Source organism: Streptomyces sp. NPDC054883, assembly GCF_053610645.1.
On sequence record NZ_JBSGYT010000002.1, the window covers coordinates 182,470 to 205,853 of the forward strand.

Sequence of the window (23,384 nt, forward strand, 5' to 3'; positions counted from 1 at the left end):
GGGTCCCGCCAAGCCGGCGGTTCGCCGGGCTCACTTCGCGTCCGCGTAGCACTCCACCACGGCCGTGCTGAACGGGAACCGGACCGGGGTGTCGCCGAAGGTGATCCGGCCGGCCAGGTCGCCGGCGGTGCGGATGGCCTGCGCGACGGCCTCGGACTCCGCCGCGGGGCAGTGCACGATCACCTCGTCGTGCTGGAAGAAGACCAGCTCGGCCCGGAGCCCCTCGGCGGCGATGGCCTGGCGCAGGGCGGCGAGCATCAGCAGCGCCCAGTCGGCGGCGCTTCCCTGTACGACGAAGTTACGGGTGAAGCGGCCGCGGGCACGGGTGTTGGTCGAGGCGTAGCCGGGGGTCCAGGCGCCGTCCTCCCGGTCCTGCGGGAGCCCGGCCTCGCCGTCGTCATCGGCGGAGCCCGCGGGCGGCGGGCAGGTCCGGCCGAGCCAGGTGCGTACCAGCCGGCCCTCTTCGCCCGCCTTGGCGGCGTCGTCCACGTAGGCCACGGCCCGGGGGAACCGGCGACGGAGCGCGGCGAGGTTCTTGAGGCCGTCCCCGGAGGTCTGTCCGTAGACGGCGCCGAGGACGGCCAGCTTGGCCTTGTCCCGGTCGCCGGAGAAGCCTTGGCGGGAGATGGAGGTGTAGAGGTCCTCCGGGCGGCCGGCCACCTCCATGAACGCCGGGTCGCGGGAGATCGCGGCGAGCACCCGGGGTTCCATCTGGTCGGCGTCGGCGACGACGAGCCGCCAGCCGGGGTCGGCGACGACGGCCCGGCGGATCACCTTGGGGATCTGCAGCGCGCCCCCGCCGTTGGTCACCCAGCGGCCGGTCAGGGTGCCGCCGGGGATGAACTCGGGACGGAAGCGGCCGTCGTGCACCCAGTCCCCGAGCCAGGACCAGCCGTGGGCGGTGTAGATCCGGTACAGCTTCTTGAACTCGATGAGCGGGGCCACGGCCGGGTGGTCGAGCCCCTGGATCTCCCAGCGCCGGGTGGACTTGAGTTTGATCCCGGCCTCGGCGAAGGCCTTGACGACATCGGCGGGCAGCTCGGGGCGCACCCGCCGGCCGAACGCCTCGGAGATCCGGTCGGCGAGCTCGGCGAGGCGCCGGGGCTGGCCGCCGCCCGCGTAGCGCTCGCCGAGCAGCTCGGTGAGCAGGGCGCGGTGTACGTCGGCCCGCCAGGGCAGCCCGGCCTGGTGCATCTCGGCGGCGACGAGGAACGCGGCGGACTCGGCGGCGGTGAGCAGGCGCGTGCGGTCGGGGTGGGCGGTGGCGTCGTGCCGTTTCGCCTGGTCGGCGTGGACGGAGACGAGGGCGTCCAGGGGGACCGGGGCGGGCCGCGGGTCGAAGAGGGAGTCCTGGGTCCCGGGTTCGGCGGCGCGGGCCGGGGGGTCGGGCGGGACGGGAAGCCCGTTCAGCCGGGCCCAGGCGGCCGCGGCGGAGCGGGGTTCGCCGAACCGGCCCTCGTGGCGGAGCAGCAGCAGCTCGGCGTCCTCGACGTCGTAGCACCGCTCGACGCGGACGCCGGCGGCGAGCAGCCGGGGGTAGACGGCGGCGGTGGACTGCCAGACCCAGCGGGTGCCGGTGGGGGCGGAGCGCACGGCGTGGGCGGGGTCGCGGACGCGGAGCGGAGCCGGTGCGGCGGGGGCCGGTCCGGGCGGGGCCGGTGCGGCGGGGGGCAGGGGGGCGGCGTGCCACCAGCCGTCGTCGGCCTCGGCGAGGGCCCAGTGGGGGGTGCGGCCGGTCATGGGTGCGAGTGTGCCACCGGGGGGTGACAGAGGCTCCGCGGGTTGCTCCGCCGGGTTGCCGGGTTGCCGGGTGGTCGGGTGCGGCGCCGTCGCGCGGAGCGGCCCCGGCTGCGCCGGGCTTGCCGGGGCTCCGCCCCGGACCCCGCGCCTCAATCGCCGGCGGGGCTGGAGGTGCCGCCCCGCTCGCCCGCAGGGCTGGAGAGGGCCGGCGGGGGTGGGAAGACCGCCGCAGTGGTCGGCAGGGAGGTGGCCCACCAGGGCTGGGACGGGCCGTGGGAGGGTGAAGGGGTGAAGGACATCGTCGATCGGGCCTGCGAGGCCGCGCTCTATGCCCAGGACGACGCCGCGCTGGATGCCGGGGCCTCGTTGCTCGCCGCCGATGCCGCGCGCTGGAGCGGGGCTGCGAGCGAGTTGCTGGGGCGCGGGCAGGCGTACGTGCGGCAGGCCTGGGAGCGCGGCTGGCGCCCGGCCGACGTGCTGCGGCTGGTCCGTCGGGACCTGGACGAGCGGCACGCGCGCATCACCGCCGACCTCATCGCGGCCGAGGCGCGCCGCTACGCCCGGCTGCCGGAGCGGTGGACGGACGCCGAGGTGTGGTGGTCCGAGGACGGCCGCTACGGTGACCGGCTCGCGCAACGCGAGAAGACGGACCGGTTCACGCTGGCGACGGCGGTGCTGGAGGTGTTCCGGCTGCTGATCCGGCTGCCGTCGATCGAACCGGTCGGCCCGCTCCCGGGCGACCCGGCCGACCCCCTTGAGCACGCCCACATCGAGCCCCGGATGCTCGGGCGGATCCGGGCCCTGCTCGCGAAGGCCGAGGCGACCACATATCCGGAGGAGGCGGAGGCGCTGAGCGCGAAGGCCCAGGAGCTGATGGCCCGGCACACCGTCGACGAGGCCCTGCTCGCCGCCGGGCGCGGAGGGCCGGCCCGGACGCCCGGCGCCTGCCGGATCGGCGTCGAGCCGCCGTACGAGGAGGCCAAGGCGGTACTGCTCGACGCGGTGGCCACCGCCAACCGCTGCCGCGCGGTGTGGAACAGCGGTTTCTTCTTCTCCACGGTGGTCGGCTTCGAGAGCGACCTGGAGGCGGTGGAACTCCTGTACACCTCGCTGCTCGTACAGGGCACGGCGGCGATGACCCGCGCCGAGGCCGCGCAGCGCTCCGGCGGTCGCAAGCGCACCAAGACCTTCCGGCAGTCCTTCCTGCTCGCCTACGCCAGCCGGCTCGGCCACCGGCTGGCCGAGACCGCGGAGCACACCGCGTCCGAGACCCCGGGCCACCTGCCGGCGCTGGTGGCCCGGGACGTCGCCGTCACCTCCCGGGCGGAGGAGATGTTCCCCCGCACCACGACCACCCGCCTGCGCGGCGCCACCGACCACGCGGGCTGGGAGGACGGCACGGCCGCCGCCGACCGGGCCCACATGGGCGGCCGCCGTCGCCCCCTGCCGGGCTGACGCCCGCGCCGCCGGCCGTCGGCCGCTCCCGTCCCGTTACGCTCGCTCCCATGAGCTGGCTCCGGGCGCTGAAGGACACCGCCCGGGCAGGCATGAAGGTCGAGCGGACCCGGCTGGAGCCCCTCGTCGCCGTCCGTGCGGCGGTCGGGCTGGCGATCGTCATCGGTGCCGGGCTGGCCCTGCTCGGGCCGGGTGCCGCCGCCAGTTCCGCCTTCGGGGCGTTCACGGCGGCCATCGCCACCTTCCAGCAGAGCTGGCGCCCGCGCCCGGTACTGGCTCTGGCCTCCGGGGTGACCCTGGCCGTGTCCACCTTCGTCGGCTACCTGGTCGGCTCCCGCAACACGCCGGCGTTCCTGGCCCTGCTCGCCCTCTGGACCTTCGCCGCGGGCCTGTTGTGGGCGGCAGGCCCCACCGCCGGGATCATCGCCTCGGGCAACGTCGCGATCATGCTGATCACCGTCACCCTGCCGACGTCCGTCCCGCAGGCTGCCGGGCACGCCGCGGTGATCGCCGCCGGCGGTGTCGTGCAGGCGCTGCTCATCGTCCTGTTCCCGGTCCGCCGCTGGGGCGCCCAGCGCGACGCCCTGGCCGACGCGCTCGCCGCCGAGGCCGACTACGCCCGCCGGCTGCGCCGGGACCCCCTGGCGTCCTTCGATCCGCAGCCCCTGATGAAGGCGCGCGACGCCGCCACCGTCACCGTCCGCCAGGCCCGGCGGCGCCCCGCCGAGCTGCACGGGGCGCGCGGGCTCGCGGAGCGGATCCGGCCGGTGCTGGCCTCGCTCGCCGACCCGGCGGTCGGGGCCCCCGCCGAAGGCCCGGCGCGGGACCGGGTGTCCGAGCTGCTCGCCGCGGCCGGGGCGGTCCTGGACGCCGCCGCGCGGGCGATCCGGCACGGCGAACCGGTCCGGATCCCGGCGCCCTCCCTGGCCGTGCTGAAAGCCCCCGACCAGGGCGACCTCCTCCAGGGTGCCCCGCTGCGGGCCGCACGCAGGCTGGCGGCGCTGCTGGACGACGTACTGGAGACCGCCGATCCGGGGTCCGGCCGGACCGCCGATCCGGGCGCCGCGATGCTGCGGCCCACGCTGCCCGCCCTGGTGCCGCAGGTGGTGCGGACCGTACGGGCCGAGCTGCGGTCCGGGTCACCCGTGCTGCGGCACGCCCTGCGGGTCACCGCCGTCGCCTGCACGGGTTACGCCGTCGGCCGGGCGCTGCCGTTCGGGCACGGCTACTGGGCTCCGATGGCCTCCGTGATGGTGATGCGGCCCGACTTCTCCCAGACCTGGTCCCGGGCGGTGGCCCGGTTCGGCGGGACCCTCGTCGGGGTGTCCGTCGCGACCGCCGTCGTGCAGCTGGCGCGGCCCGGGATGTACCTCTCCGGCTTGCTGGCCGTGCTCACCGCGGGTCTGATGTACGCGCTGATGCGGACCGGTTACGTCGTGGGCCAGGCGTGTGTCTCCGCATACGTGGTGTTCCTGCTCGGCATGGGCGGCCTGCGCTGGGACCAGACCGTGTACGACCGGGTGGCCCTCACCCTGGTCGGCGGGGTCCTGGCGATGGCCGGGTACGCCCTCTACCCCGCCTGGGAGACGCCGCGGCTGCGTACCCGCCTGGCCGACTGGCTGGCGGCCGTCGGGCGCTATGCGCAGGCGGTGCTCGCCCAGTACGCGGATCCGGGCGGCGCCCGGCGCGAAGACGTCCGGCGGGCGCTGCTGGCCACCCGGGACGCCCGGATCGCCTGGCAGGTCTCCCTCGGCCGGGCCGCGGGAGAACCGGTGCGCCACCGCGGCCTGTCCCGCGCGGCGGCCGACGGCGCGGCCGACGCCGTGGCCGCGCTGGGCCGCGCCGTCATGCTGCTGGAGGCGCACATCCCGGACCGCACCCGTGCCCCGGTGCCGGGCGCGGCCGCACTGGCCGCCGCCGTGCGGGCGGACACCGAGGCGGCCGCGAGGGCGGTGCGGGAGCGGAAGGCCCCGGAGTGGGGCGCGGTGCGCGCGGTTCTGGCCGATCCCGGCTGGGAAGCGCGCGACCCGGGGGTGCTGCGGGCGGCGGCGCAGCAGGTACAGGAGGCGCTGGAGGAGCTCTCCGCGACCCTGCGTGCCTGATCAGCGGGGGTACCGGGGTCGGGAGCGGCTGCCCAGTGATCACAGCGGCACCCTCCGTGCACGTGCATCTGCCCATGCAGCCCGCCATGAACAGAGCTATGATCCGGTGCAGTTGACATCTGCACTATCGGGGGCTTCCTGTGGACCACGCGTACAACGGGATGGCAGCTGCAGAACTCACTTCCTTGTTTGGGCTGACCTGGCAGAAGAGCAGACACAGCAATTCGCAAGGTTCCTGTGTCGAGTTCGCCAAACTGCCGGGCGGCGACGTCGCGATGCGCAACTCGCGCTTCCCGGACGGCCCGGCGCTCATCTACACGCCGGCCGAGATAGTGGCGCTGCTGCTGGGCGTCAAGGACGGCGAGTTCGATCACCTGGTCATCTGAACCGCTGATCGTACGGAACCAGGCACAGCGTCACATCAGGCCATGCACGTGCACCGGCCGGGACTGATCGCACTGATCAGTTCCGGCCGGTGTGCGCGTTTCCCAGGCGTGCTCCGCCGGTCCCGCTCGCCGTCGTCTCACCGGCCGCCGTCGCACTTGTGAAGCAGGAACAGCGCCCACACCACTTTGCCGGTCAGCCGTCCAGCGAGCGGGTGCCAGCCCCAGCTGTCGCTGTACGAGTCCACCAGGAACAGTCCGCGCCCGGACTCCAGGTCGAAGTTCTCCTCGGTCCGCTCGGGCGAGAACGCCCCGCCCGGCCGGTCCTCGCTCGGATCCCGCACGGCGCACACCAGCCGGGTGCTCCACCGCATCAGGTGCAGCCGGACCGGAGCGTCCGGATCCGCGGCCGTCCCGCGCGCGTCGTCGGGCAGGGCATGGCGCAGCGCGTTGGTGACGAGCTCCGAGACGACCAGGGACACGTCGTCGAAGCGCTGGTCGAGGCCCCACTGGGACAGCGTCGAGCGGGTGAACGAGCGCGCTCCGCGCACCGCTTCGAAGCGGGCGGGCAAGGCGCAGGAAGCGGACCCCGAGACAGCCGTGGGGTCGACCGGGGGCAGCCCCTGCCGTAACGGCTCGAGCATGGTCGATCCATTCGTCCCCATGCGAGGCACTCCCGGGATTCGCGGACGGAGCGGCGTCTCCGGCCAGAAAGAACTGCGGGGTGGGTCCGGCGCCGGCGCGAAGAGCACGCAGGTGCGCGGGGACCATCGTTCCGAATGCCGAAGCCGGATGCAAGGGCAGATGCACGTGCACGCGCCGGACCTGTCCCGTCCGTGATGGTTCTTGCTCATTTCTTCCTACGCATACTTACGGACTTCTTTTCCGGGACGCCGGATTCCGTTACAGAACGAGTACGGGCGGGTGCGTTTTGGTGGCAGACTGCGGCCCCTGGGGTTCGGGGGCCCCAGCGACGCAGCACGCAGACGACAGCGCTGACCACGCGCACACCATTGCGATGGGGAGGGCAGGACTAGTGACCGCAGAAGCCAGCGGTTCCGTGGTGCGCCGCATCCTCCTGGGCTCACAGCTCAGGCGACTCCGAGAATCCCGCGGCATCACCCGTGAGGCGGCCGGCTACTCGATCCGCGCATCCGAATCGAAGATCAGCCGCTTGGAGTTGGGAAGGGTGAGCTTCAAGGCCCGCGACGTCGAAGACCTCCTGACGCTCTACGGAGTCACGGACGGCGCCGAGCGCGAGTCCCTCCTCGGGCTCGTCCGCGAGGCCAACGCGGCCGGCTGGTGGCACAGTTACGGCGACGTGCTGCCCGGCTGGTTCCAGACGTACGTCGGACTCGAAGGCGCCGCTTCCCTCATCCGCATCTACGAGGTCCAGTTCGTCCACGGGCTGCTGCAGACCGAGGCCTACGCCCAGGCCGTCGTCAAGCGCGGCATGCCGGGCGCCTCCCCGGCCGAGATCGACCGCCGCGTCGCGCTGCGCCTGGAGCGTCAGAAGGTCCTCGTCTCCGAGAGCGCCCCCGTCTTCCACGCCGTCCTCGACGAGGCCGCGCTGCGCCGCCCCTACGGCGACCGCGACGTGATGCGCGGCCAGCTGGAGCACCTGATCGAGGTGTCCCAGCGCCCCAACGTCCAGCTCCAGGTGATGCCCTTCTCCTTCGGCGGCCACGCGGGCGAGAGCGGCGCGTTCACGCTGCTGCGCTTCCCGGAGTCCGACCTCCAGGACATCGTCTATCTGGAACAGCTCACCAGCGCGCTCTACCTGGACAAAGACGAGGAAGTGGCGCAGTACGCACGGGCGATGGAGCGGCTCCAGGCGGACTGCCCCGATCCCGACCGGACCCGTGATCTCCTGCGCGGTCTCCTCCAACTGTCTTGAACCGCACGTAGTATGACGTCTGATCAGTGCATGACGACGACCGATCGGTCTCCGGTGCAGCGCACGGGTGCGCGCTCGCAGTAAGGGATGGCATGTCCATATTCGACGACCTGGCTCACCAGTACATCGATGGCGAATGGCTGCCTGGCGCCGGTTCGTGGGACATCATCGACGTCAACCCCTACAACGGTGAGAAGTTGGCGGCGATCACCGCGGCCACGGTCGAGCAGGTGGACCAGGCCTACCGCGCCGCCGAACGGGCGCAGCGGGAGTGGGCCGCCACCAGCCCCTACGCGAGACGTGCCGTCCTGGAGCGGGCCCTGCGGATCACCGAGGACCGCCGGAAGGAGATCGTCGAGGCGATGATCGACGAGCTCGGCGGGACCCGTCCCAAGGCCGAGTACGAGGTCCACCTCGCGATGGAGTTCATCCGCGAGGCGATCCAGCTGGCCATCCGTCCCGAGGGCCGGATCCTGCCCTCGCCCGTCGAGGGCAAGGAGAACCGCGTCCAGCGGCTTCCCGTCGGGGTCATCGCCGTGATCAGCCCCTTCAACTTCCCGTTCCTCGTGACCATGAAGTCGGTCGCCCCGGCGCTCGCCCTCGGCAACGCCGTCGTGATCAAGCCGAACCAGAACGCCCCGGTGGTCGGCGGCGGGGTCATCGCCAAGGTCTTCGAGGACGCGGGGCTCCCGGCCGGGCTGCTGAACGTCCTGGTCACCGACATCGCCGAGATAGGCGACGCGATCCTCACCCACCCCGTCCCCAAGGTCATCTCCTTCGCCGGTTCGGACCGGGTCGGCCGGCACGTCGGCGCCGTCGCCGCCCGCCACTTCAAGCGGACCGTCCTGGAACTGAGCGGCAACAGCGCCCTGGTGGTCCTCGACGACGCCGACCTCGACTACGCGGTGGACGCGGCCGTCTTCAGCCGCTTCGTCTACCAGGGCCAGGTCTGCATGGCGGCCAACCGGATCCTCGTGGACGCCTCCGTCGCGCAGGAGTTCACCGACAAGTTCACCGCACGGGTGCGGAGCCTTAAGACCGGTGACCCGCACGAGGCCGACACCCACATCGGCCCGCTGATCAACTCCTTCCAGGCCGACGCCCTGACCGCCCTCGTGGACCGGGCCGTCGAGGAGGGCGCGCAGGCGCTCGTACGCGGTTCTACGCGCGGCAACCTCGTCGAACCGACGGTGCTGGCCGGGCTCCCCGAGGACTCCCCGCTCCTGGGCCAGGAGATCTTCGGCCCGGTGGCGCTGCTGGTGGTGTTCGACGGCGAGGACGAGGCCGTCCGGCTCACGAACGCCACCCCCTACGGGCTCAGCGGCGCCGTGCACACGCGGGACGTGGAGCGCGGGGTGCGGTTCGCCCAGCGGATCGAGACCGGGATGATCCACGTCAACGACTCCACCATCGGCGACGAGCCGCTGGCGGCCTTCGGCGGCGAGAAGGCCTCGGGGCTCGGCCGGCTGAACGGCGAGGCGACGGTGGAGGCCTTCACCACCCAGAAGTGGATCTCCGTCCAGCACGGTCGGACGAATTTCCCCTTCTGACCCGCCAAGACGGCTTGATCGCGGACAGCATCTGACCGCAAGCCTCCGTAGCGTGTTCCTCGTCAGCAGCAGACGGGAAGAGACACCCCCTACAGAGGCGGTTCAGCATGGTCACGCACGTACCCGCGGAGTCCTACGGCGATGAGCGCGGTGCCCTCCTTTCCTTCGTGGAGGCCCAGCGCGGCGGCATCCGCCGCTCCGTGCTCGGCCTCAGCGAGGAGCAGGCGGCGAGCCGCCCGAGCGCGAGCGAGCTGTCCCTGTCGGGGCTGCTCAAGCACTGCGCGGAGTGTGAGCTCAACTGGCTGCGGATGGCGCAGCAGCGGCCGAACGAGCGCCAGCGCACGCAGGAGACCTGGGGCGACTCCTTCCGGCTCGTCGGGGACGAGACGACGGCCGGGATCCTGGCCTTCTGGGACGAGGTGGCGGCGCAGACCGCCGAATTCGTCGCGGGCCTGGAGAGCCTGAACGAGACGTTCCCGCTGCCCGACGCGCCGTGGTTCCCGAAGGACGGCAAGGTGTCCATGCGCTGGATGCTGCTGCACCTGGTGGAGGAGTTCGCCCGGCACGCCGGCCACGCCGACGTCGTGCGCGAGTCCCTGGACGGCAAGACGGCCTTCGAGCTGGTGGCCCTGGCCGGGGCGGCCGGGTAGCGGTCCTCGCGGGCGGACTTGCACCTCACGCCGCGTGAGGACGCACAGTGAAGGGCGTACCCAACCAGAGGAGCGGGAACGATGGGCTACTCCGTGGGCCAGGTCGCCGGTTTCGCCGGAGTGACGGTGCGCACGCTGCACCACTACGACGAGATCGGCCTGCTCAGCCCGAGCGGGCGCAACCGGGCGGGGCACCGGCGGTACGACGACGCCGACCTCGACCGGCTGCAGCGGATCCTGTTCTACCGGGAGCTCGGCTTCCCGCTCGAAGAGGTCGCGGTCCTGCTGGACGATCCGGACTCGGACCCGAGGGAGCACCTGCGCCGGCAGCACGCCCTCCTGTCCGACCGGATCGGCCGGCTCCAGCGGATGGCCAAGGCCGTTGAGCACGCCATGGAGGCACACCAGATGGGAATCAACCTCACGCCCGAGGAGAAGTTCGAGGTCTTCGGGGACTTCGACCCCGACGAGCACGCGGCCGAGGTCCGGCAGCGGTGGGGCGGCACCGACGCGTACAAGGAGTCCGCCCGACGGGCGGCTTCCTACACGAAGGAGGACTGGCAGCGGATCCAGAACCAGGCGGACGACATCAACCGGCGCCTGGCGCGGCTGCTGGAGTCAGGTGCGGCCCCGGACTCCGAGGCGGCCATGGACCTGGCCGAGGAGCACCGCGGATCCATCACCGCGAACCACTACGACTGCTCGTACGAGATGCACACCTGCCTCGGTGAGATGTACGTCGCGGACGAGCGGTTCACGGCGTACTACGACGCCGTCCGTCCTGGACTGGCGGTGTTCCTGCGGGACGCCATCCTGGCCAACGCCGTCCGCTCCGTGTGACCCGTACCGCTCCCGCACCGCCCCCTCCGGGTCCCTGGAACCCGGCGGGGGCGGTGTGCGTTCATAATTGGAACCACCCGTGGTTGAAACCACCCGTGCCGCGCGCCGCGCAGCGGACGTCCCCCGATCCAGGAGAGCCCGGAACTCGTGTACACGCTTGCGCTCGCCCCTGAGTGGCTGTCCCCGGAGTACCTGATCGGGCAGTTCGGCCTGATCGGCACCCTGGTCATCGTCTTCGCGGAATCGGGTCTCTTCGCGTTCCTGCCCGGCGACTCCCTGCTGTTCACGGCGGGCCTGTTCACCGCGAGCGGTGACATCAGCCAGCCGCTGTGGCTGGTCTGCACGCTGATCGTGGCGGCGGCGGTCCTCGGTGACCAGGTGGGCTACCTGATCGGCAAGTTCTTCGGCCCCAAGCTGTTCAGCCGGCCCAATTCAAGGATCTTCAAGCGGGAGAACCTGGACGCGGCGCACGACTTCATGGACAAGCACGGCCCCAAGGCCATCGTGCTCGCCCGGTTCGTCCCGATCATCCGGACGTTCGCCCCGATGGTGGCCGGCGCGGGCGCGATGAAGTACCGCACCTTCCTGGCGTTCAACGTCATCGGCGGCATCGGCTGGGGCGCGGGCGTGACCGTGCTCGGCTACAACCTGGGCCAGTTCGACGTCATCAAGAACAACATCGAGACGATCTTCATCGGCATCGTCCTGATCTCGGTGATCCCGGTGATCTTCGAGGTGCTCAAGGCGCGCAAGCACAAGAAGGCCGCGGCCGCCGAGGCCCCCGCCGCGGTCGGCCGCCAGCGGGAAGGCGAGCCGCAGGTCTCCGCCCAGCGCGGCCGCCACGCCAAGCGCTGATCGGCTTCCCCGCGCGGCGCCCCGGAGAGCACGAGCCTCCGGGGCGCCGCCGTGTGCGCCCTCGTACCCGCCCGGCGGTCTCAGAAGCCGCGGGTCCGCTTCGCCGCCCGGCGGGTCGCGGCGCTCGCGGCGCCCGGGATGCGCATGAACAGCCGTGAGGTCTCGGACCCCAGGTTGACGCCGATGGCGATGGCCAGCGCGATCGCGGCGGCGTTCACCAGCGAGCCGAGGCCTTCGTTCAGCCGGTTCTCGGCGATCAGCAGCAGCCCGTAGTACGTCGCCGAGCCCGGCAGCAGCGGGCCGATGGCCGCCGTCGTGTAGGGCAGCGCGGAGGCGAAGCGGTAGCGGGAGAAGAGCTGCCCGAACAGGCCCACGAGCCCGGCGGCGACGGCGGTGGAGGGCACGGGCGGGATGCCGCCCGCGTAGTGCAGGGCCCCGAAGGTCACCCAGGCGACCCCGCCGTTCAGGGTCACGATCCACACGGTGGAGCGTTCCTGCTGGAGCAGGATGGCGAAGGTGAACACCAGCACCATCGAGGCCGCGATCTGGATCAGCGGCCGCTGCGTGATCAGCAGGACCTCGTCCGGGTTCGGCTTCGCGTTGAGCTGGAGCCCGATGTAGAGCATCACGAGCACGCCCATGATGATCCCGATGAAGAGGTACATGACCTCCAGCAGGCGGGCGGAGGCGGTGATGTAGAAGCCGGTCAGGCCGTCCTGCACGGCCGCGACCAGGGCCCGCCCGGGCAGCAGCGCGAACAGGCCGCCGGTGATCACCGCGGAGGCGCGCACGTCGATCTCGGCCAGCTTCAGCGCCACGCCTATCGCGGCGGGCGGCATTGCGGCCACCACGAACTGGTAGAACTCCGGCAGTCCGCGCCCGGCGCACAACCACGCCAGCCGGTCGCCCAGGACCGCGCCGATGGCAGCGGCGACGAAGACGAGCACGCCGCCCCCGACCAGGGTGGAGGCGGCTCCGGCGAGCAGCCCGGCGGCCGCCGTGAGCACCCAGGTCGGGTACGGGTGCCGGTTGCGGCGGATCTCCGCGAGGCGCCGGTAGGCCTCCTCCAGCGAGACGTCGATCTCGTGGGCGCTGATGTCGTCCACCAGCCGGTAGACGGCTGCCAGGCGGGTGTAGTCGGTGCCGCGGCGGCGTACGGTCCGGCTCGCCGAGACCGGGTCGTCCACCAGGGAGGGCTGATGGGTGATCGACAGGAGGGTGAAGGTGACCGTGGGCTCGCAGCGGTCCAGCCCGTAGCTGCGGGCCACGGCGAACATGGCGGCCTCGACGTCCTCGGCCCCCTCGCCGCCCGCGAGGAGCAGCTCGCCGATGCGCAGCGTGAGGTCGAGCACGCGGCCCACGGCCGGCCCGGCCTCGCTCTGCTTCTGCACCGGCTCCGGTACGGGCCTGACGTCCACCGGCATGCGCAGCATGGTGCGCATGCGGTCCTGCCACGGGGACTCCGGCATGCGGGATACGGGGAAGCCGTGGCCCGGGGTGTACGCGGGCGGGGAGTGCTGGGCGCTGTAGGTGGCGGGGGGAGCGAAAGCGGAACCCCCGGGCTCGGCGGACTGTGCGGCCAGGCCCTCGGGGACGGCGAACTCCGAGGTCGGCTGGTCCGCTTCCGCCGCGTCGGCTCCCGTCCCGGGCGGCCGGGCGAAGGCGCTGTGCGCCTCGTCGGAGGTGGGCTTCTTGTCCTCTGCCCGGTCGGCTTCCGCCACGCGTCCTCCAGTCAGCGATCACCAGCGGTATCAGTATGCGGAATCGTTTCCTCCCCGGCGAAAGCGGAATCCCGCGGAGTCCGGACCGGCGGGCCGCCCGCGGATACGGCAACGGGCGGCGCCCCCCTCAGGGGGGCACCGCCCGCGGTGTCGCAGGGGCAGCGGGACGTCCCGCTCACCCGCGTCCGAGCGCAGGGCTCAGTGGTGGCCGCCCTGGGCCTCCAGGCGCTTGTACGAGGCCTCGATCTCGGCCTCGGCCTCGGCGCGGCCGACCCAGTTGGCGCCCTCGACCGACTTGCCCGGCTCCAGGTCCTTGTAGACCTCGAAGAAGTGCTGGATCTCCAGGCGGTCGAACTCGGAGACGTGGTGGATGTCGCGCAGGTGCTCCACGCGCGGGTCGGAGGCCGGCACGCACAGCAGCTTGTCGTCGCCGCCCGCCTCGTCCGTCATGCGGAACATGCCGATCGCGCGGCACTTGATGAGGCAGCCCGGGAAGGTCGGCTCGTCGAGGATGACCAGCGCGTCGAGCGGGTCGCCGTCCTCGCCCAGGGTGTTCTCGACGAAGCCGTAGTCCGCCGGGTAGCTGGTGGAGGTGAACAGGCGACGGTCCAGGCGGATCCGGCCGGTCTCGTGGTCCACCTCGTACTTGTTCCGCGAACCCTTGGGGATCTCGATGGTGACGTCGAACTCCACGTCCTGCTCCTCCATGATCAGCTTCATTGCTTCGAGTGCGTTGATTCACCTGCGTGCGCGTGCGCCCCGGCCCTGCCGGGTGGGGTGCCATGCTCGCGGCAAGACGCAATGGTTAAGTGTCCCTCACGCATATGTGTGATCGCGAAAGGGGCTGGTCCGAGGTGCCTCTGGTCAAGACGTGGCAGCTCATCGCGGGGTCGGCCGTGGCCGGCCTTGCCCTGTCGGCCGTGACGGTGGCCGCCGCGGGTCCGTGGGACTCCGGCCAGCGTAAGGCCGAGCGGGACAGGGCCGCCTCCTGGAGCCTCACGGGTGGCGCAGATCACGCGCCGGGATCCGCGGCGGGATCGGTGCCGCAGGCCGCCCCGAGCGCCCCCGGAGTGCTCGCGGGCATCGGTCCGGGCACCCTCCGCGAGGCCGGAGCGCCGGATTCCGGTGGGCTGGCGGCCGTGCTGGAGCCCCTGTTGGCCGACCCCGCGCTGGGCACCTCCCGTACCGCCTCCGTCGTCGACGCGGCGACCGGCGTGGTGCTGTACGAGTCCGGGCCGCGCGACGCCATGACCCCCGCCTCCACCGTCAAGCTCGCCACCGCTTCGGCCGCGCTGGCCGCCCTCGGGCCCGAGTACCGGATCCGCACCACGGTGGTCCCCGGAGCCGGGCCCGGACAGGTCGTGCTGGTCGGCGGCGGCGACCCCTCGCTCACCGCGCAGAAGAAGAGCCCCGCCGGGTCCGGCGGCAGCCTCGTCGCCCTCGCCGCCGACACCGCCCAGGCGCTCAAGGCCGCCGGCACCGACTCGGTGACCCTGGGCTACGACGACTTCCTCTACACCGGCCCGGTCCGCCACCCGATCGGCGCGAACGACAACCTCGCACCCGTCACCGCCCTCATGGCCGACGAGGGGAGGCCCGACCCGTCCAGCTCGGCCCCCGTCGAGCGGAGCAAGGACCCCGCCCAGGACGCCGCCCGCGCCTTCGCCGCCCTGCTGAAGGAACGCGGCATCAAGGTCACCGCCGACCCCGCGAGAGCCAAGGCGCCCGCGGGCGCCCAGCCGCTGGCCACCACCCTGTCCACCCCGCTCGGCGGCCTCGTCGAGCGGATGCTGACCAACAGCGACAACGACATCGCCGAGGCCCTCGCCCGCCAGACGGCCCTGGCCGCCGGGCAGCCCGCCAGTTTCGAGGGCGCCGAGAAGGCCGTCTCCGCGAAGCTCGCCGCCCTCGGCGTCGACACCGCCGGCGCCCGCTTCGCCGACGGCAGCGGCCTCAACCGCGCCGACAAGGTCAGCAGCGGCCTGCTGACCGGCCTCCTCGTCCGGGCCGCCGACCCGAAGCGGCCCGAGCTGCGGCCGGTCCTGACCGGGCTCCCGGTCGCCGGGTTCACCGGCACCCTGCGCGCCCGCAACGCCGCCGGCTCCCAGGCCGCCGGCCTGGTCAGGGCCAAGACGGGCACCCTCACCAACGTGAACGCCCTCGCCGGGACCGTCGTCGCCCCTTCCGGGCGGCTGCTCGCCTTCGCGTTCCTGAGCGCGAACGGCCCGGACGGCGCGACCGCCGAGCGGAGCCTGGACAAGCTGGCCGCCGCGGTGGCCGCGACACCGTAGCCGGGTCGAAGGGGATCCCGCGGGCGGGCCGGTCCACGTACGGTTGACGCATGACGAGCATCGGTGGTGCGGAGATGGTCGACTGGAACCTCGCGGTGGCGACCGCGACCCGGCTGGTCCGGCCCGGCCCGGAGGTCAGCAGGGACGAGGCCCGGGCCGTGGTGGCGGAGCTGCGCGGGCACGCCAGGACGTCGGAACGGCACGTGCGCGAGTTCACCCGGATGATGGGCGCGCTGCCCGAGGGGGCCGCCGTCCACGACACGCCGGTCCTGGTCGTCGACCGGGCCGGCTGGGTCAAGGCCAACGTGGCAGGCTTCCGGGAGCTGCTGGCCCCGCTGCTCGGCAAGATGCAGGAGCGCCGCGGCAACACCCCGGGCGGCGCCGTGTTCGGAGCGGTCGGCGGCAAGGTCACCGGCGTCGAGCTGGGCATGCTGCTGAGCTTCCTGGCCTCCCGCGTGCTCGGCCAGTACGAGACCTTCGCGCCCCCGGCCCTCGACCTGCCGGGCTCGGCCCAGGGCGGCGGCCGGCTGCTGCTGGTGGCCCCGAACATCGTGCACGTGGAGCGGGAGCTGGAGGTGGACCCGCACGACTTCCGGCTGTGGGTCTGCCTGCACGAGGAGACACACCGTACGCAGTTCACGGCCGTCCCGTGGCTGCGCGCCCATCTGGAGGGCGAAATCCAGACGTTCCTCGCCGCCACCGAGATGGACCCGATGACCGTGCTGGAACGGCTGCGCGAGGCCGCCCAGACCTTCGCCGGCGCCCGCCCCGACGCCGAGCAGGGCGAGGGGGGCCGCTCGCTGGTCGAGCTGGTGCAGACCCCCGAGCAGCGCGAGGTGCTGGCCTGGCTCACCGCCGTGATGTCGCTGCTGGAGGGCCACGCCGACTTCGTGATGGACGGCGTGGGGCCCGAGGTGGTGCCCTCGGTCGCCGAGATCCGGGAGAAGTTCCAGCAGCGCCGGGCCAGCGGCGCGAGCCGCCTCGACGCCGTGCTGCGCAAGCTGCTGGGTCTCGACGCGAAGATCCGCCAGTACCGCGACGGCGAACGGTTCGTCCGCGCCGTCGTCGGCGAGGTCGGGATGGAGGGCTTCAACCGGGTCTGGACCTCGCCGAACACCCTGCCCACCAAGGCGGAGATCGCCAAGCCCGCGGACTGGGTGGCCCGCGTCCACCGCAAGGGGAGCGAGGGGCGCGACGGGAGCGAAGGGGCGTGAACACCGGCGCGGCGCGGGGCGCGTTCCCGCGCCGGGCAGGTGTGAACTTGTCTCGTTGGGGGAAGCAGCATCACCCTTCCGAGGGACCGTGGGCCGTGGAAGGGCGTGCGATGCTCAGGGAACGGCTCGGTTCTGTCACCATCGACGCACTCTGAGTGACAACCGGAGCGACAACCGGAACCCCGGGGCCCCTCGTCGGGGAACCCCGGCGGCACCTGCGCACCACCCCACGCCTCCGAGGCATCCGAACTCCATGAAGGGCACCGGACATGGGTCCCCATCCTGCGGTCGCGGCGATACGCCTGGCGGTCCGCCGCGTACTCCACGACGTCCTGACCGACCTGACCGACCACGGCGACCGGAACGTGAGCGGCCGTCCCGCACCCGGCCCCACCGGCCGCCCCGCCGCGGTTCCCCGGATGCCGTCCGGTGCGACCCCCGGCACCCCGGACGGCGCCGCGCCGCTCGTCCTCGTCGCCTGCTCGGGCGGCGCCGACTCCATGGCGCTCGCCTCAGCCCTCGCCTTCGAGGCCCCCAAGCTCGGTCTCCGGGCCGGCGGGGTCACCGTCGACCACGGACTCCAGGCCGGCTCCGACCTGCGCGCCGCCGAGGTCGTCTCCCGCATGACCGCGCTCCGCCTGGACCCGGTGGAGTCCGTCGCCGTGCGCGTCGGCCGCGACGGCGGGCCCGAGGCCGCCGCGCGCGATGCCCGCTACGCCGCCCTGGACGAGGCCGCGGACCGGCTCGGGGCCGTCGCCGTGCTGCTCGGCCACACCCGCGACGATCAAGCCGAAACCGTCCTGCTGGGCCTCGCCCGCGGCTCCGGCATCCGCTCGCTGTCCGGCATGGCGGAAGTGTCCGGCGGCACCGGCCGCAGCCACCGCTACCGGCGCCCGTTCCTCCACATCGACCGGCAGACCGCCCGCAAGGCCTGCATGGTCCAGTCCCTCCCCGTCTGGGACGACCCGCACAACATCGACCCGGCCTACACCCGCTCCCGGCTGCGCCACGAGGGACTGCCCGCCCTGGAGAAGGCGCTCGGCAAGGGGGTCGTCGAGGCGCTCGCCCGTACCGCCCAGCTGTCCCGCGACGACGCCGACGCCCTGGACGCCTGGGCCGCCGACGCGGAGACCCGGGTACGCGACGAGGACGGCCGGCTGGAGTGCGCCAAGCTGTACGCCCTGCCCCCGGCCGTCCGCCGCCGGGTGCTGCGCCGGGCCGTGGTCGCCGCAGGGTCTCCCGCAGGCTCGCTCTTCGCCCGTCACATCGAGGAAGTCGACCGGCTCATCACCGGTTGGCGCGGTCAGGGCGCCATCAACCTGCCCGGCCGGGTCGAGGCCCAGCGGCAGGGTGGCAGACTTGTCATCCGGCAGGGCTGATTGGTGCTGAAACGCGGCTGAGTCCTCCGGGGGCACCCACCTCCGGAGTCCCGGCCGACGACGAAAGTGATGCGGGTGGACGAGAAGGACATGGGCGACGACCTCCAGTCGGTGCTCATCACCAAGGAAGAGATCGACGCGAAGCTGGCGGAGCTGGCCGCGAAGATCGACGCGGAGTACGCGGGCAAGGACCTGCTCATCGTCGGTGTGCTCAAGGGCGCCGTGATGGTGATGGCGGACCTGGCGCGGGCCTTGTCCACCCCCCTCACCATGGACTGGATGGCGGTGTCTTCCTACGGCGCCGGGACCCAGTCCTCCGGCGTCGTGCGGATCCTCAAGGACCTGGACACCGACATCAAGGGCAAGCACGTCCTGATCGTCGAGGACATCATCGACTCCGGTCTGACCCTGTCGTGGCTGCTGTCGAACCTGGGCTCCCGAGAGCCGGCCTCGCTGGAGGTCGTCACGCTGCTGCGCAAGCCCGACGCCGCGAAGGTCGCCATCGACGTCCGGTGGGTCGGCTTCGACATCCCGAACGAGTTCGTGGTCGGCTACGGCCTGGACTATGCGGAGAAGTACCGCAACCTGCCGTTCGTCGGCACGCTCGCCCCGCACGTCTACGGCGGCTGACCGGCCCCACCGCGCCGTGCGGTGGACCCCGCGCCCGCCCCGGGAGCCTCAGGGAAACCTGCGGCCCCCGGGGGAACCTGGCGGCGCTTCCCGCCGTTGGACCAGGGGAAGACAGGTCTGTCAGCCGTCCCACGAGGCCGCGGGTGACAATTCAGGGGTACATTCCGAAGAACAGCCTTTACTCACAGCAGCATTTACCTACGGGCAGGAGGGACGGGGTGCCTAGCGCCCCGTATGGATGGACGTGAAGCGATACTTCCGTGGGCCGGTCATGTGGATCGTGCTGGCCGTCCTCGCCGTGGTCGTGTTGATGAACGTCGTCGGCTCCGGCGGCGGCTACAAGTCGGTGGAGACCAGCGAGGTCATCAAGGCGATCAACAGTGGCCAGGTGCAGAGCGCCAAGCTCACCACCGGTGACAGCCAGATGATCAAGATCGAGCTCAAGAAGGACCAGAAGCTCGGCAACAACGACGGCACCAAGTTCCAGGCCAACTACATCGGGGACCAGGGCGTCCAGCTCGCCCAGAACCTCCAGACCAAGTACGAAGCCGGTCAGATCACCGACGGGTACACCGTCTCGCCGGACAAGACCAGCCCGTTCCTGAGCGTGCTGTTCTCGCTGCTCCCGTTCGTCCTCATCGTCGTCGTCTTCCTGTTCCTGATGAATCAGATGCAGGGCGGCGGCTCCCGGGTGATGAACTTCGGGAAGTCCAAGGCCAAGCTCATCACCAAGGACACCCCGAAGACGACGTTCGCCGATGTCGCGGGCTCCGACGAGGCCGTCGAGGAGCTCCACGAGATCAAGGAGTTCCTCCAGGAGCCGGCCAAGTTCCAGGCCGTCGGCGCCAAGATCCCCAAGGGTGTGCTGCTCTACGGCCCGCCCGGCACCGGCAAGACCCTGCTCGCGCGTGCCGTCGCGGGCGAGGCCGGTGTTCCCTTCTACTCGATCTCCGGTTCCGACTTCGTCGAGATGTTCGTCGGTGTCGGTGCCTCGCGCGTCCGCGACCTGTTCGAGCAGGCCAAGGCCAACGCGCCGGCGATCGTCTTCGTCGACGAGATCGACGCCGTCGGCCGGCACCGCGGTGCGGGTCTCGGCGGCGGGCACGACGAGCGCGAGCAGACCCTCAACCAGCTGCTGGTCGAGATGGACGGCTTCGACGTGAAGGGCGGCGTCATCCTGATCGCCGCCACGAACCGGCCCGACATCCTCGACCCGGCGCTGCTGCGCCCGGGCCGCTTCGACCGGCAGATCGCGGTCGACCGCCCGGACATGCAGGGCCGTCTGGAGATCCTCAGGGTCCACCAGAAGGGCAAGCCGGTCGCGCCGGACGTCGACCTCTCGGCCGTCGCCCGCCGCACCCCCGGCTTCACCGGTGCCGATCTCTCCAACGTTCTGAACGAGGCCGCGCTGCTCACGGCCCGCTCGAACAAGAAGCTGATCGACAACGACATGCTGGACGAGGCGATCGACCGCGTCGTGGCGGGCCCGCAGAAGCGGACCCGGATCATGTCGGACCGGGAAAAGAAGATCACCGCGTACCACGAGGGCGGACACGCCCTGGTCGCGGCGGCTTCCCCGAACTCCGACCCGGTCCACAAGATCACGATCCTGTCCCGCGGCCGGGCCCTGGGTTACACCATGGTCCTGCCCGACGAGGACAGGTACTCGACCACGCGCAACGAGATGCTCGACCAGCTCGCGTACATGCTGGGCGGGCGCGCGGCCGAGGAACTGGTCTTCCACGACCCGACCACGGGCGCGGCGAACGACATCGAGAAGGCCACCGCCACCGCGCGGGCCATGGTCACCCAGTACGGCATGACCGAGCGGCTGGGCGCGATCAAGTTCGGCGGCGACAACACCGAGCCGTTCCTGGGCCGCGAGATGTCGCACCCGCGGGACTACTCGGAAGAGGTCGCGGCGCTGGTCGACGAAGAGGTCAAGAAGCTCATCGAGACCGCGCACAACGAGGCCTGGGAGATCCTGGTCGAGAACCGGGACGTCCTGGACAACCTCGTGCTCGCCCTGCTGGAGAAGGAGACGCTGGGCAAGGAGGAGATCGCCGAGGTCTTCTCCACGATCGTGAAGCGCCCGGCCCGTCCGGCGTGGACCGGTTCCGCCCGCCGTACCCCCTCCACCCGTCCGCCGGTGCTCTCTCCCAAGGAGCTCCAGCTGACCAACTCGGCGAACGGCGCCTCGGCGGCGAGCTCGTCGGCGGTGTCGGTGGAGAAGGCCCCCGAGGCCGCTCCGGAGGACCGCACCGAGTAATCGGTGGAACCGGTGGCCCCCGAGGCCCCCGGAATGCCTGCCGCGCCCCCCAGGTTCTAGCCTTGGGGGGCGCGGCATTTTCATCGGCCCGCGAGCGCTGTGCACACAGGAACGAGGAAGAGATGACCGACCCAGTGACCCTGACCGGTGGCGAGGGCACGATCGGCGAGTTCGACGAGAAGCGCGCCGAGGCGGCCGTGCGCGAGCTCCTGATCGCGGTCGGCGAGGACCCGGACCGTGAGGGCCTGCTGGAAACGCCGGCCCGGGTGGCGCGCTCGTACCGGGAGATATTCGCCGGTCTCTGGCAGAAGCCGGAGGAGGTCCTGACGACGACGTTCGACCTCGGCCACGACGAGATGGTGCTGGTGAAGGACATCGAGGTAATGAGCTCTTGTGAGCACCACCTGGTGCCCTTCCACGGCGTCGCGCACGTCGGCTACATCCCGTCGGCGGACGGCAAGATCACCGGCCTGTCGAAGCTCGCCCGCCTGGTGGACGTGTACGCCCGCCGCCCGCAGGTGCAGGAGCGGCTGACGACGCAGGTCGCGGACTCCCTGATGGAGATCCTGGAGCCGCGCGGCGTCATCGTGGTCATCGAGTGCGAGCACATGTGCATGACCATGCGCGGTGTCCGCAAGCCCGGCGCGAAGACCATCACCTCGGCGGTCCGCGGCCAGCTCCGCGACCCCGCGACCCGCAACGAGGCGATGAGCCTGATCATGGCCCGCTGACCGCCCCCCGGCCGGTGCCGGTCCGCCTAGGCCGCGCCAGCGGGCGTCAGGCGCGGGCCGGGGACTGCGGGGTGGTGTCGTCGTCCTCGGGGAGTTTGAGGACGTGCTCCAGGAACAGGGCCGCCGCGACGACCGCCGCGCCCGCCAGGACGGAGCCGCCCGCGTACCAAGCCTGGTCGCGGCGGGCGGGGACGTCGAGGGAGTCGGTCAGCAGGAACACCCCGACGCCCCCGTACATGCCCGCCACCAGGGCCGCGACCAGGGCGCTCGCCTGGCCGAACACCACCGCCCGGGCCGCCATCAGGGGCTCGACCCCCTTCGCGCCCGGGCGGCGCTCGCGCTGCGCCTTCAGGCGCGCCCGCATCGACAGCCCCGTCGCGAAGAGGATCACCGCGATCACCGCGAGGACGACCGGCGCGGCCAGGGGCACGCCCGGCAGGGTGCCGTACGCGTTCCACAGCCGGGCGCCCGCCCAGGACAGCACCCCCGCCACCACGAAGATGCCCGCCAGGACCGCCGGCCTCAGTTGCTTCACGTGCCCGTTCCCCGCTTTCTGAGCCGTTACGTCAGCAGTGAACAGGCTAACGACTACTCGGGGAGGTGGAGTTCCAGGTCCGGGCGCGCAGCGACGCCGGTCAGGCCGATTCCGGCCAGCAGCGCCGAGACCGCGCCGTGGCCCGGGAGCTGGGCCCCGGGGTCGATGTCGTGCCAGGGCGCGAGCACGAAGGCCCGCTGGTGGGCCCGGGGGTGGGGGAGGGTGAGGACGGGGTCGTCGGAGACCACGTCGGCGTACGCGACGATGTCGACGTCGATCGTGCGCGGACCCCAGCGCTCCTCGCGCACGCGGTCGAAGGCTTCCTCGATGGCGTGCCCGCGCTCCAGCAGGGAGGAGGGGGGCAGGGTGGTCTTCACGCTGACGACCGCGTTGAGGTACGAGGGCTGCGAGCCGGGCGCGACGCCCCACGGCTCGGTCTCGTAGACGGGGGAGACGGCCTTGACCCGCAGGCCCGGGGTGTCACCGAGGGCGTCGATGGCGCCCTGGAGGGTCTCCAGGCGGTTGCCGAGGTTCGCGCCCAGCGCGACGACGGCCCATTTGGGGTTGGACAAGGTGGTGTCCGCAGCGTCGACCTTCTCCACCACCGAGGCGGGCACGGGCTGGACGGTGGGGTCGCTCTGGGCGTTGAGTCCGTTGTTCATGCGCGGCTCCGGGTGATCGTGATGGTCACGTCGTCGAAGGGGACGGTGATCGGCGCGTCCGGCTTGTGGACGACGACCTCGACCTGCGCCACCGCTTCGTGCTTGAGGCACTGCTGGGCGATCCGCTCGGCGAGTGTCTCGATCAGGTCGACCGGCTCTCCCTGGACCACGTCGACGACTTCCTCGGCCACCACTCCGTAGTGCACGGTCTTGGCCAGGTCGTCGTCGGCCGCCGCGGGGCGGGCGTCGATGTGCAGCACCAGGTCGACGATGAAGGTCTGGCCTTCCTCGCGTTCCCGGGGGAAGACGCCGTGGTGCCCGCGAGCCTTGAGGCCGCGCAGCGCGACACGATCCACGCGAATCACTCCTGTTTCGTAGGTGCTTCCGGCCCGGGGACTCCCCGGGCCATGGGCCTACGCCGAGTGCGGTCGGCGTCGTCCACCTTCGAATTTACCTGCGATGGACCTCCGGCCCCGCCCA

The 23,384-nt window shown here is 72.1% G+C and carries 21 protein-coding genes; 14 read left to right on the forward strand and 7 right to left on the reverse strand.

Annotated elements, in window-relative coordinates; all coding sequences use genetic code 11:
* Window positions 1-30: 30 nt before the first annotated feature.
* The gene (locus tag ACWGH1_RS03290; RefSeq protein WP_453357511.1) at window positions 31-1,740 is read right to left on the reverse strand and encodes a bifunctional 3'-5' exonuclease/DNA polymerase; all 1,710 of its coding nucleotides are present in this window, start codon (window positions 1,738-1,740) and stop codon (window positions 31-33) included.
* A 288-nt stretch (window positions 1,741-2,028) separates the two neighbouring features.
* On the opposite strand from ACWGH1_RS03290, the gene ACWGH1_RS03295 reads away from it, so the two are divergent.
* From ACWGH1_RS03295 to ACWGH1_RS03305, 3 genes are all read left to right on the forward strand, one after another.
* Window positions 2,029-3,195, forward strand: a complete 1,167-nt coding sequence (locus tag ACWGH1_RS03295; RefSeq protein WP_453357766.1) for a DUF2786 domain-containing protein — start codon at window positions 2,029-2,031, stop codon at window positions 3,193-3,195.
* Window positions 3,196-3,245: 50 nt separating this feature from the next.
* On the forward strand, window positions 3,246-5,297 hold the full coding sequence (locus tag ACWGH1_RS03300) for an FUSC family protein (RefSeq protein ID WP_453408377.1): 2,052 nt from the start codon (window positions 3,246-3,248) through the stop codon (window positions 5,295-5,297).
* Between the two features lie 140 nt (window positions 5,298-5,437).
* The gene (locus tag ACWGH1_RS03305; RefSeq protein WP_190185982.1) at window positions 5,438-5,683 is read left to right on the forward strand and encodes a DUF397 domain-containing protein; all 246 of its coding nucleotides are present in this window, start codon (window positions 5,438-5,440) and stop codon (window positions 5,681-5,683) included.
* Window positions 5,684-5,820: 137 nt separating this feature from the next.
* Here ACWGH1_RS03305 and ACWGH1_RS03310 read toward each other — a convergent pair whose 3' ends face one another.
* Window positions 5,821-6,345 (reverse strand): ATP-binding protein, encoded by a 525-nt coding sequence (locus ACWGH1_RS03310; protein WP_453354525.1) that lies wholly within the window; start codon window positions 6,343-6,345, stop codon window positions 5,821-5,823.
* A gap of 353 nt (window positions 6,346-6,698) precedes the next feature.
* On the opposite strand from ACWGH1_RS03310, the gene ACWGH1_RS03315 reads away from it, so the two are divergent.
* The 5 genes from ACWGH1_RS03315 to ACWGH1_RS03335 all read left to right on the forward strand — a co-directional run bounded on the left by ACWGH1_RS03315 (window position 6,699) and on the right by ACWGH1_RS03335 (window position 11,472).
* Window positions 6,699-7,577, forward strand: a complete 879-nt coding sequence (locus ACWGH1_RS03315) for a helix-turn-helix domain-containing protein (protein ID WP_453354526.1) — start codon at window positions 6,699-6,701, stop codon at window positions 7,575-7,577.
* A gap of 92 nt (window positions 7,578-7,669) precedes the next feature.
* Window positions 7,670-9,127, forward strand: a complete 1,458-nt coding sequence (locus tag ACWGH1_RS03320) for an aldehyde dehydrogenase family protein (RefSeq protein ID WP_453354527.1) — start codon at window positions 7,670-7,672, stop codon at window positions 9,125-9,127.
* Window positions 9,128-9,234: 107 nt separating this feature from the next.
* Complete coding sequence (locus ACWGH1_RS03325) at window positions 9,235-9,777, forward strand: DinB family protein (protein ID WP_453354528.1); 543 nt, start codon at window positions 9,235-9,237, stop codon at window positions 9,775-9,777.
* Between the two features lie 81 nt (window positions 9,778-9,858).
* Window positions 9,859-10,617, forward strand: coding sequence for a MerR family transcriptional regulator (locus ACWGH1_RS03330; RefSeq protein ID WP_453354529.1), 759 nt, complete (start codon window positions 9,859-9,861; stop codon window positions 10,615-10,617).
* A 147-nt stretch (window positions 10,618-10,764) separates the two neighbouring features.
* Entirely contained in the window at window positions 10,765-11,472 is a 708-nt protein-coding gene (locus tag ACWGH1_RS03335; protein WP_453354530.1) for a VTT domain-containing protein, read from the forward strand.
* Window positions 11,473-11,552: 80 nt separating this feature from the next.
* On the opposite strand, the gene ACWGH1_RS03340 is transcribed toward ACWGH1_RS03335, so the two are convergent.
* Together ACWGH1_RS03340 and ACWGH1_RS03345 are read right to left on the reverse strand one after the other, a co-directional pair.
* A complete protein-coding gene (locus ACWGH1_RS03340) occupies window positions 11,553-13,193 on the reverse strand; it encodes a threonine/serine ThrE exporter family protein (RefSeq protein WP_453357616.1) in 1,641 nt (546 codons plus the stop codon).
* Between the two features lie 198 nt (window positions 13,194-13,391).
* Window positions 13,392-13,886, reverse strand: a complete 495-nt coding sequence (locus ACWGH1_RS03345) for an inorganic diphosphatase (protein ID WP_030031597.1) — start codon at window positions 13,884-13,886, stop codon at window positions 13,392-13,394.
* 161 nt (window positions 13,887-14,047) lie between these two features.
* Between ACWGH1_RS03345 and dacB the strand changes: the two genes are divergently transcribed.
* From dacB to folE, 6 genes are all read left to right on the forward strand, one after another.
* Complete coding sequence (gene dacB / locus ACWGH1_RS03350) at window positions 14,048-15,484, forward strand: D-alanyl-D-alanine carboxypeptidase/D-alanyl-D-alanine endopeptidase (protein WP_453408378.1); 1,437 nt, start codon at window positions 14,048-14,050, stop codon at window positions 15,482-15,484.
* 50 nt (window positions 15,485-15,534) lie between these two features.
* Entirely contained in the window at window positions 15,535-16,698 is a 1,164-nt protein-coding gene (locus tag ACWGH1_RS03355) for a zinc-dependent metalloprotease (RefSeq protein WP_453354737.1), read from the forward strand.
* Window positions 16,699-16,967: 269 nt separating this feature from the next.
* A complete protein-coding gene (tilS, locus tag ACWGH1_RS03360) occupies window positions 16,968-18,077 on the forward strand; it encodes a tRNA lysidine(34) synthetase TilS (protein ID WP_453354738.1) in 1,110 nt (369 codons plus the stop codon).
* A gap of 69 nt (window positions 18,078-18,146) precedes the next feature.
* The gene (hpt, locus tag ACWGH1_RS03365; protein WP_136216392.1) at window positions 18,147-18,707 is read left to right on the forward strand and encodes a hypoxanthine phosphoribosyltransferase; all 561 of its coding nucleotides are present in this window, start codon (window positions 18,147-18,149) and stop codon (window positions 18,705-18,707) included.
* A 238-nt stretch (window positions 18,708-18,945) separates the two neighbouring features.
* Entirely contained in the window at window positions 18,946-20,976 is a 2,031-nt protein-coding gene (gene ftsH, locus ACWGH1_RS03370) for an ATP-dependent zinc metalloprotease FtsH (RefSeq protein ID WP_453354739.1), read from the forward strand.
* A gap of 122 nt (window positions 20,977-21,098) precedes the next feature.
* Entirely contained in the window at window positions 21,099-21,707 is a 609-nt protein-coding gene (gene folE, locus ACWGH1_RS03375; protein WP_453356698.1) for a GTP cyclohydrolase I FolE, read from the forward strand.
* A gap of 46 nt (window positions 21,708-21,753) precedes the next feature.
* On the opposite strand, the gene ACWGH1_RS03380 is transcribed toward folE, so the two are convergent.
* The 3 genes from ACWGH1_RS03380 to folB are packed head-to-tail and all read right to left on the reverse strand — an operon-like array spanning window position 21,754 to window position 23,260.
* Window positions 21,754-22,242, reverse strand: coding sequence for a DUF3180 domain-containing protein (locus ACWGH1_RS03380; protein WP_453356699.1), 489 nt, complete (start codon window positions 22,240-22,242; stop codon window positions 21,754-21,756).
* Between the two features lie 53 nt (window positions 22,243-22,295).
* Window positions 22,296-22,904, reverse strand: a complete 609-nt coding sequence (gene folK / locus ACWGH1_RS03385) for a 2-amino-4-hydroxy-6-hydroxymethyldihydropteridine diphosphokinase (protein ID WP_453356700.1) — start codon at window positions 22,902-22,904, stop codon at window positions 22,296-22,298.
* Window positions 22,901-23,260 carry a dihydroneopterin aldolase gene (gene folB, locus ACWGH1_RS03390; RefSeq protein ID WP_136216387.1) on the reverse strand — a complete coding sequence of 120 codons (360 nt, stop codon included), beginning with the start codon at window positions 23,258-23,260 and terminating at the stop codon, window positions 22,901-22,903. Before folB ends, folK begins: the two co-directional genes overlap by 4 nt.
* Window positions 23,261-23,384: the final 124 nt, after the last annotated feature.

Excerpts from the sequence above, each read along its gene's own strand:
- ACWGH1_RS03290 (WP_453357511.1), bottom strand. The coding sequence starts at position 1,740 with ATGACCGGCCGCACCCCCCACTGGGCCCTCGCCGAGGCCGACGACGGC.
- ACWGH1_RS03300 (WP_453408377.1), top strand. The coding sequence starts at position 3,246 with ATGAGCTGGCTCCGGGCGCTGAAGGACACCGCCCGGGCAGGCATGAAG.
- ACWGH1_RS03310 (WP_453354525.1), bottom strand. The coding sequence starts at position 6,345 with ATGGGGACGAATGGATCGACCATGCTCGAGCCGTTACGGCAGGGGCTG.
- ACWGH1_RS03315 (WP_453354526.1), top strand. The coding sequence starts at position 6,699 with ATGGGGAGGGCAGGACTAGTGACCGCAGAAGCCAGCGGTTCCGTGGTG.
- ACWGH1_RS03320 (WP_453354527.1), top strand. The coding sequence starts at position 7,670 with ATGTCCATATTCGACGACCTGGCTCACCAGTACATCGATGGCGAATGG.
- ACWGH1_RS03325 (WP_453354528.1), top strand. The coding sequence starts at position 9,235 with ATGGTCACGCACGTACCCGCGGAGTCCTACGGCGATGAGCGCGGTGCC.
- ACWGH1_RS03330 (WP_453354529.1), top strand. The coding sequence starts at position 9,859 with ATGGGCTACTCCGTGGGCCAGGTCGCCGGTTTCGCCGGAGTGACGGTG.
- ACWGH1_RS03355 (WP_453354737.1), top strand. The coding sequence starts at position 15,535 with ATGACGAGCATCGGTGGTGCGGAGATGGTCGACTGGAACCTCGCGGTG.
- tilS (WP_453354738.1), top strand. The coding sequence starts at position 16,968 with ATGGGTCCCCATCCTGCGGTCGCGGCGATACGCCTGGCGGTCCGCCGC.
- hpt (WP_136216392.1), top strand. The coding sequence starts at position 18,147 with ATGCGGGTGGACGAGAAGGACATGGGCGACGACCTCCAGTCGGTGCTC.
- ftsH (WP_453354739.1), top strand. The coding sequence starts at position 18,946 with ATGGACGTGAAGCGATACTTCCGTGGGCCGGTCATGTGGATCGTGCTG.
- folE (WP_453356698.1), top strand. The coding sequence starts at position 21,099 with ATGACCGACCCAGTGACCCTGACCGGTGGCGAGGGCACGATCGGCGAG.
- folK (WP_453356700.1), bottom strand. The coding sequence starts at position 22,904 with ATGAACAACGGACTCAACGCCCAGAGCGACCCCACCGTCCAGCCCGTG.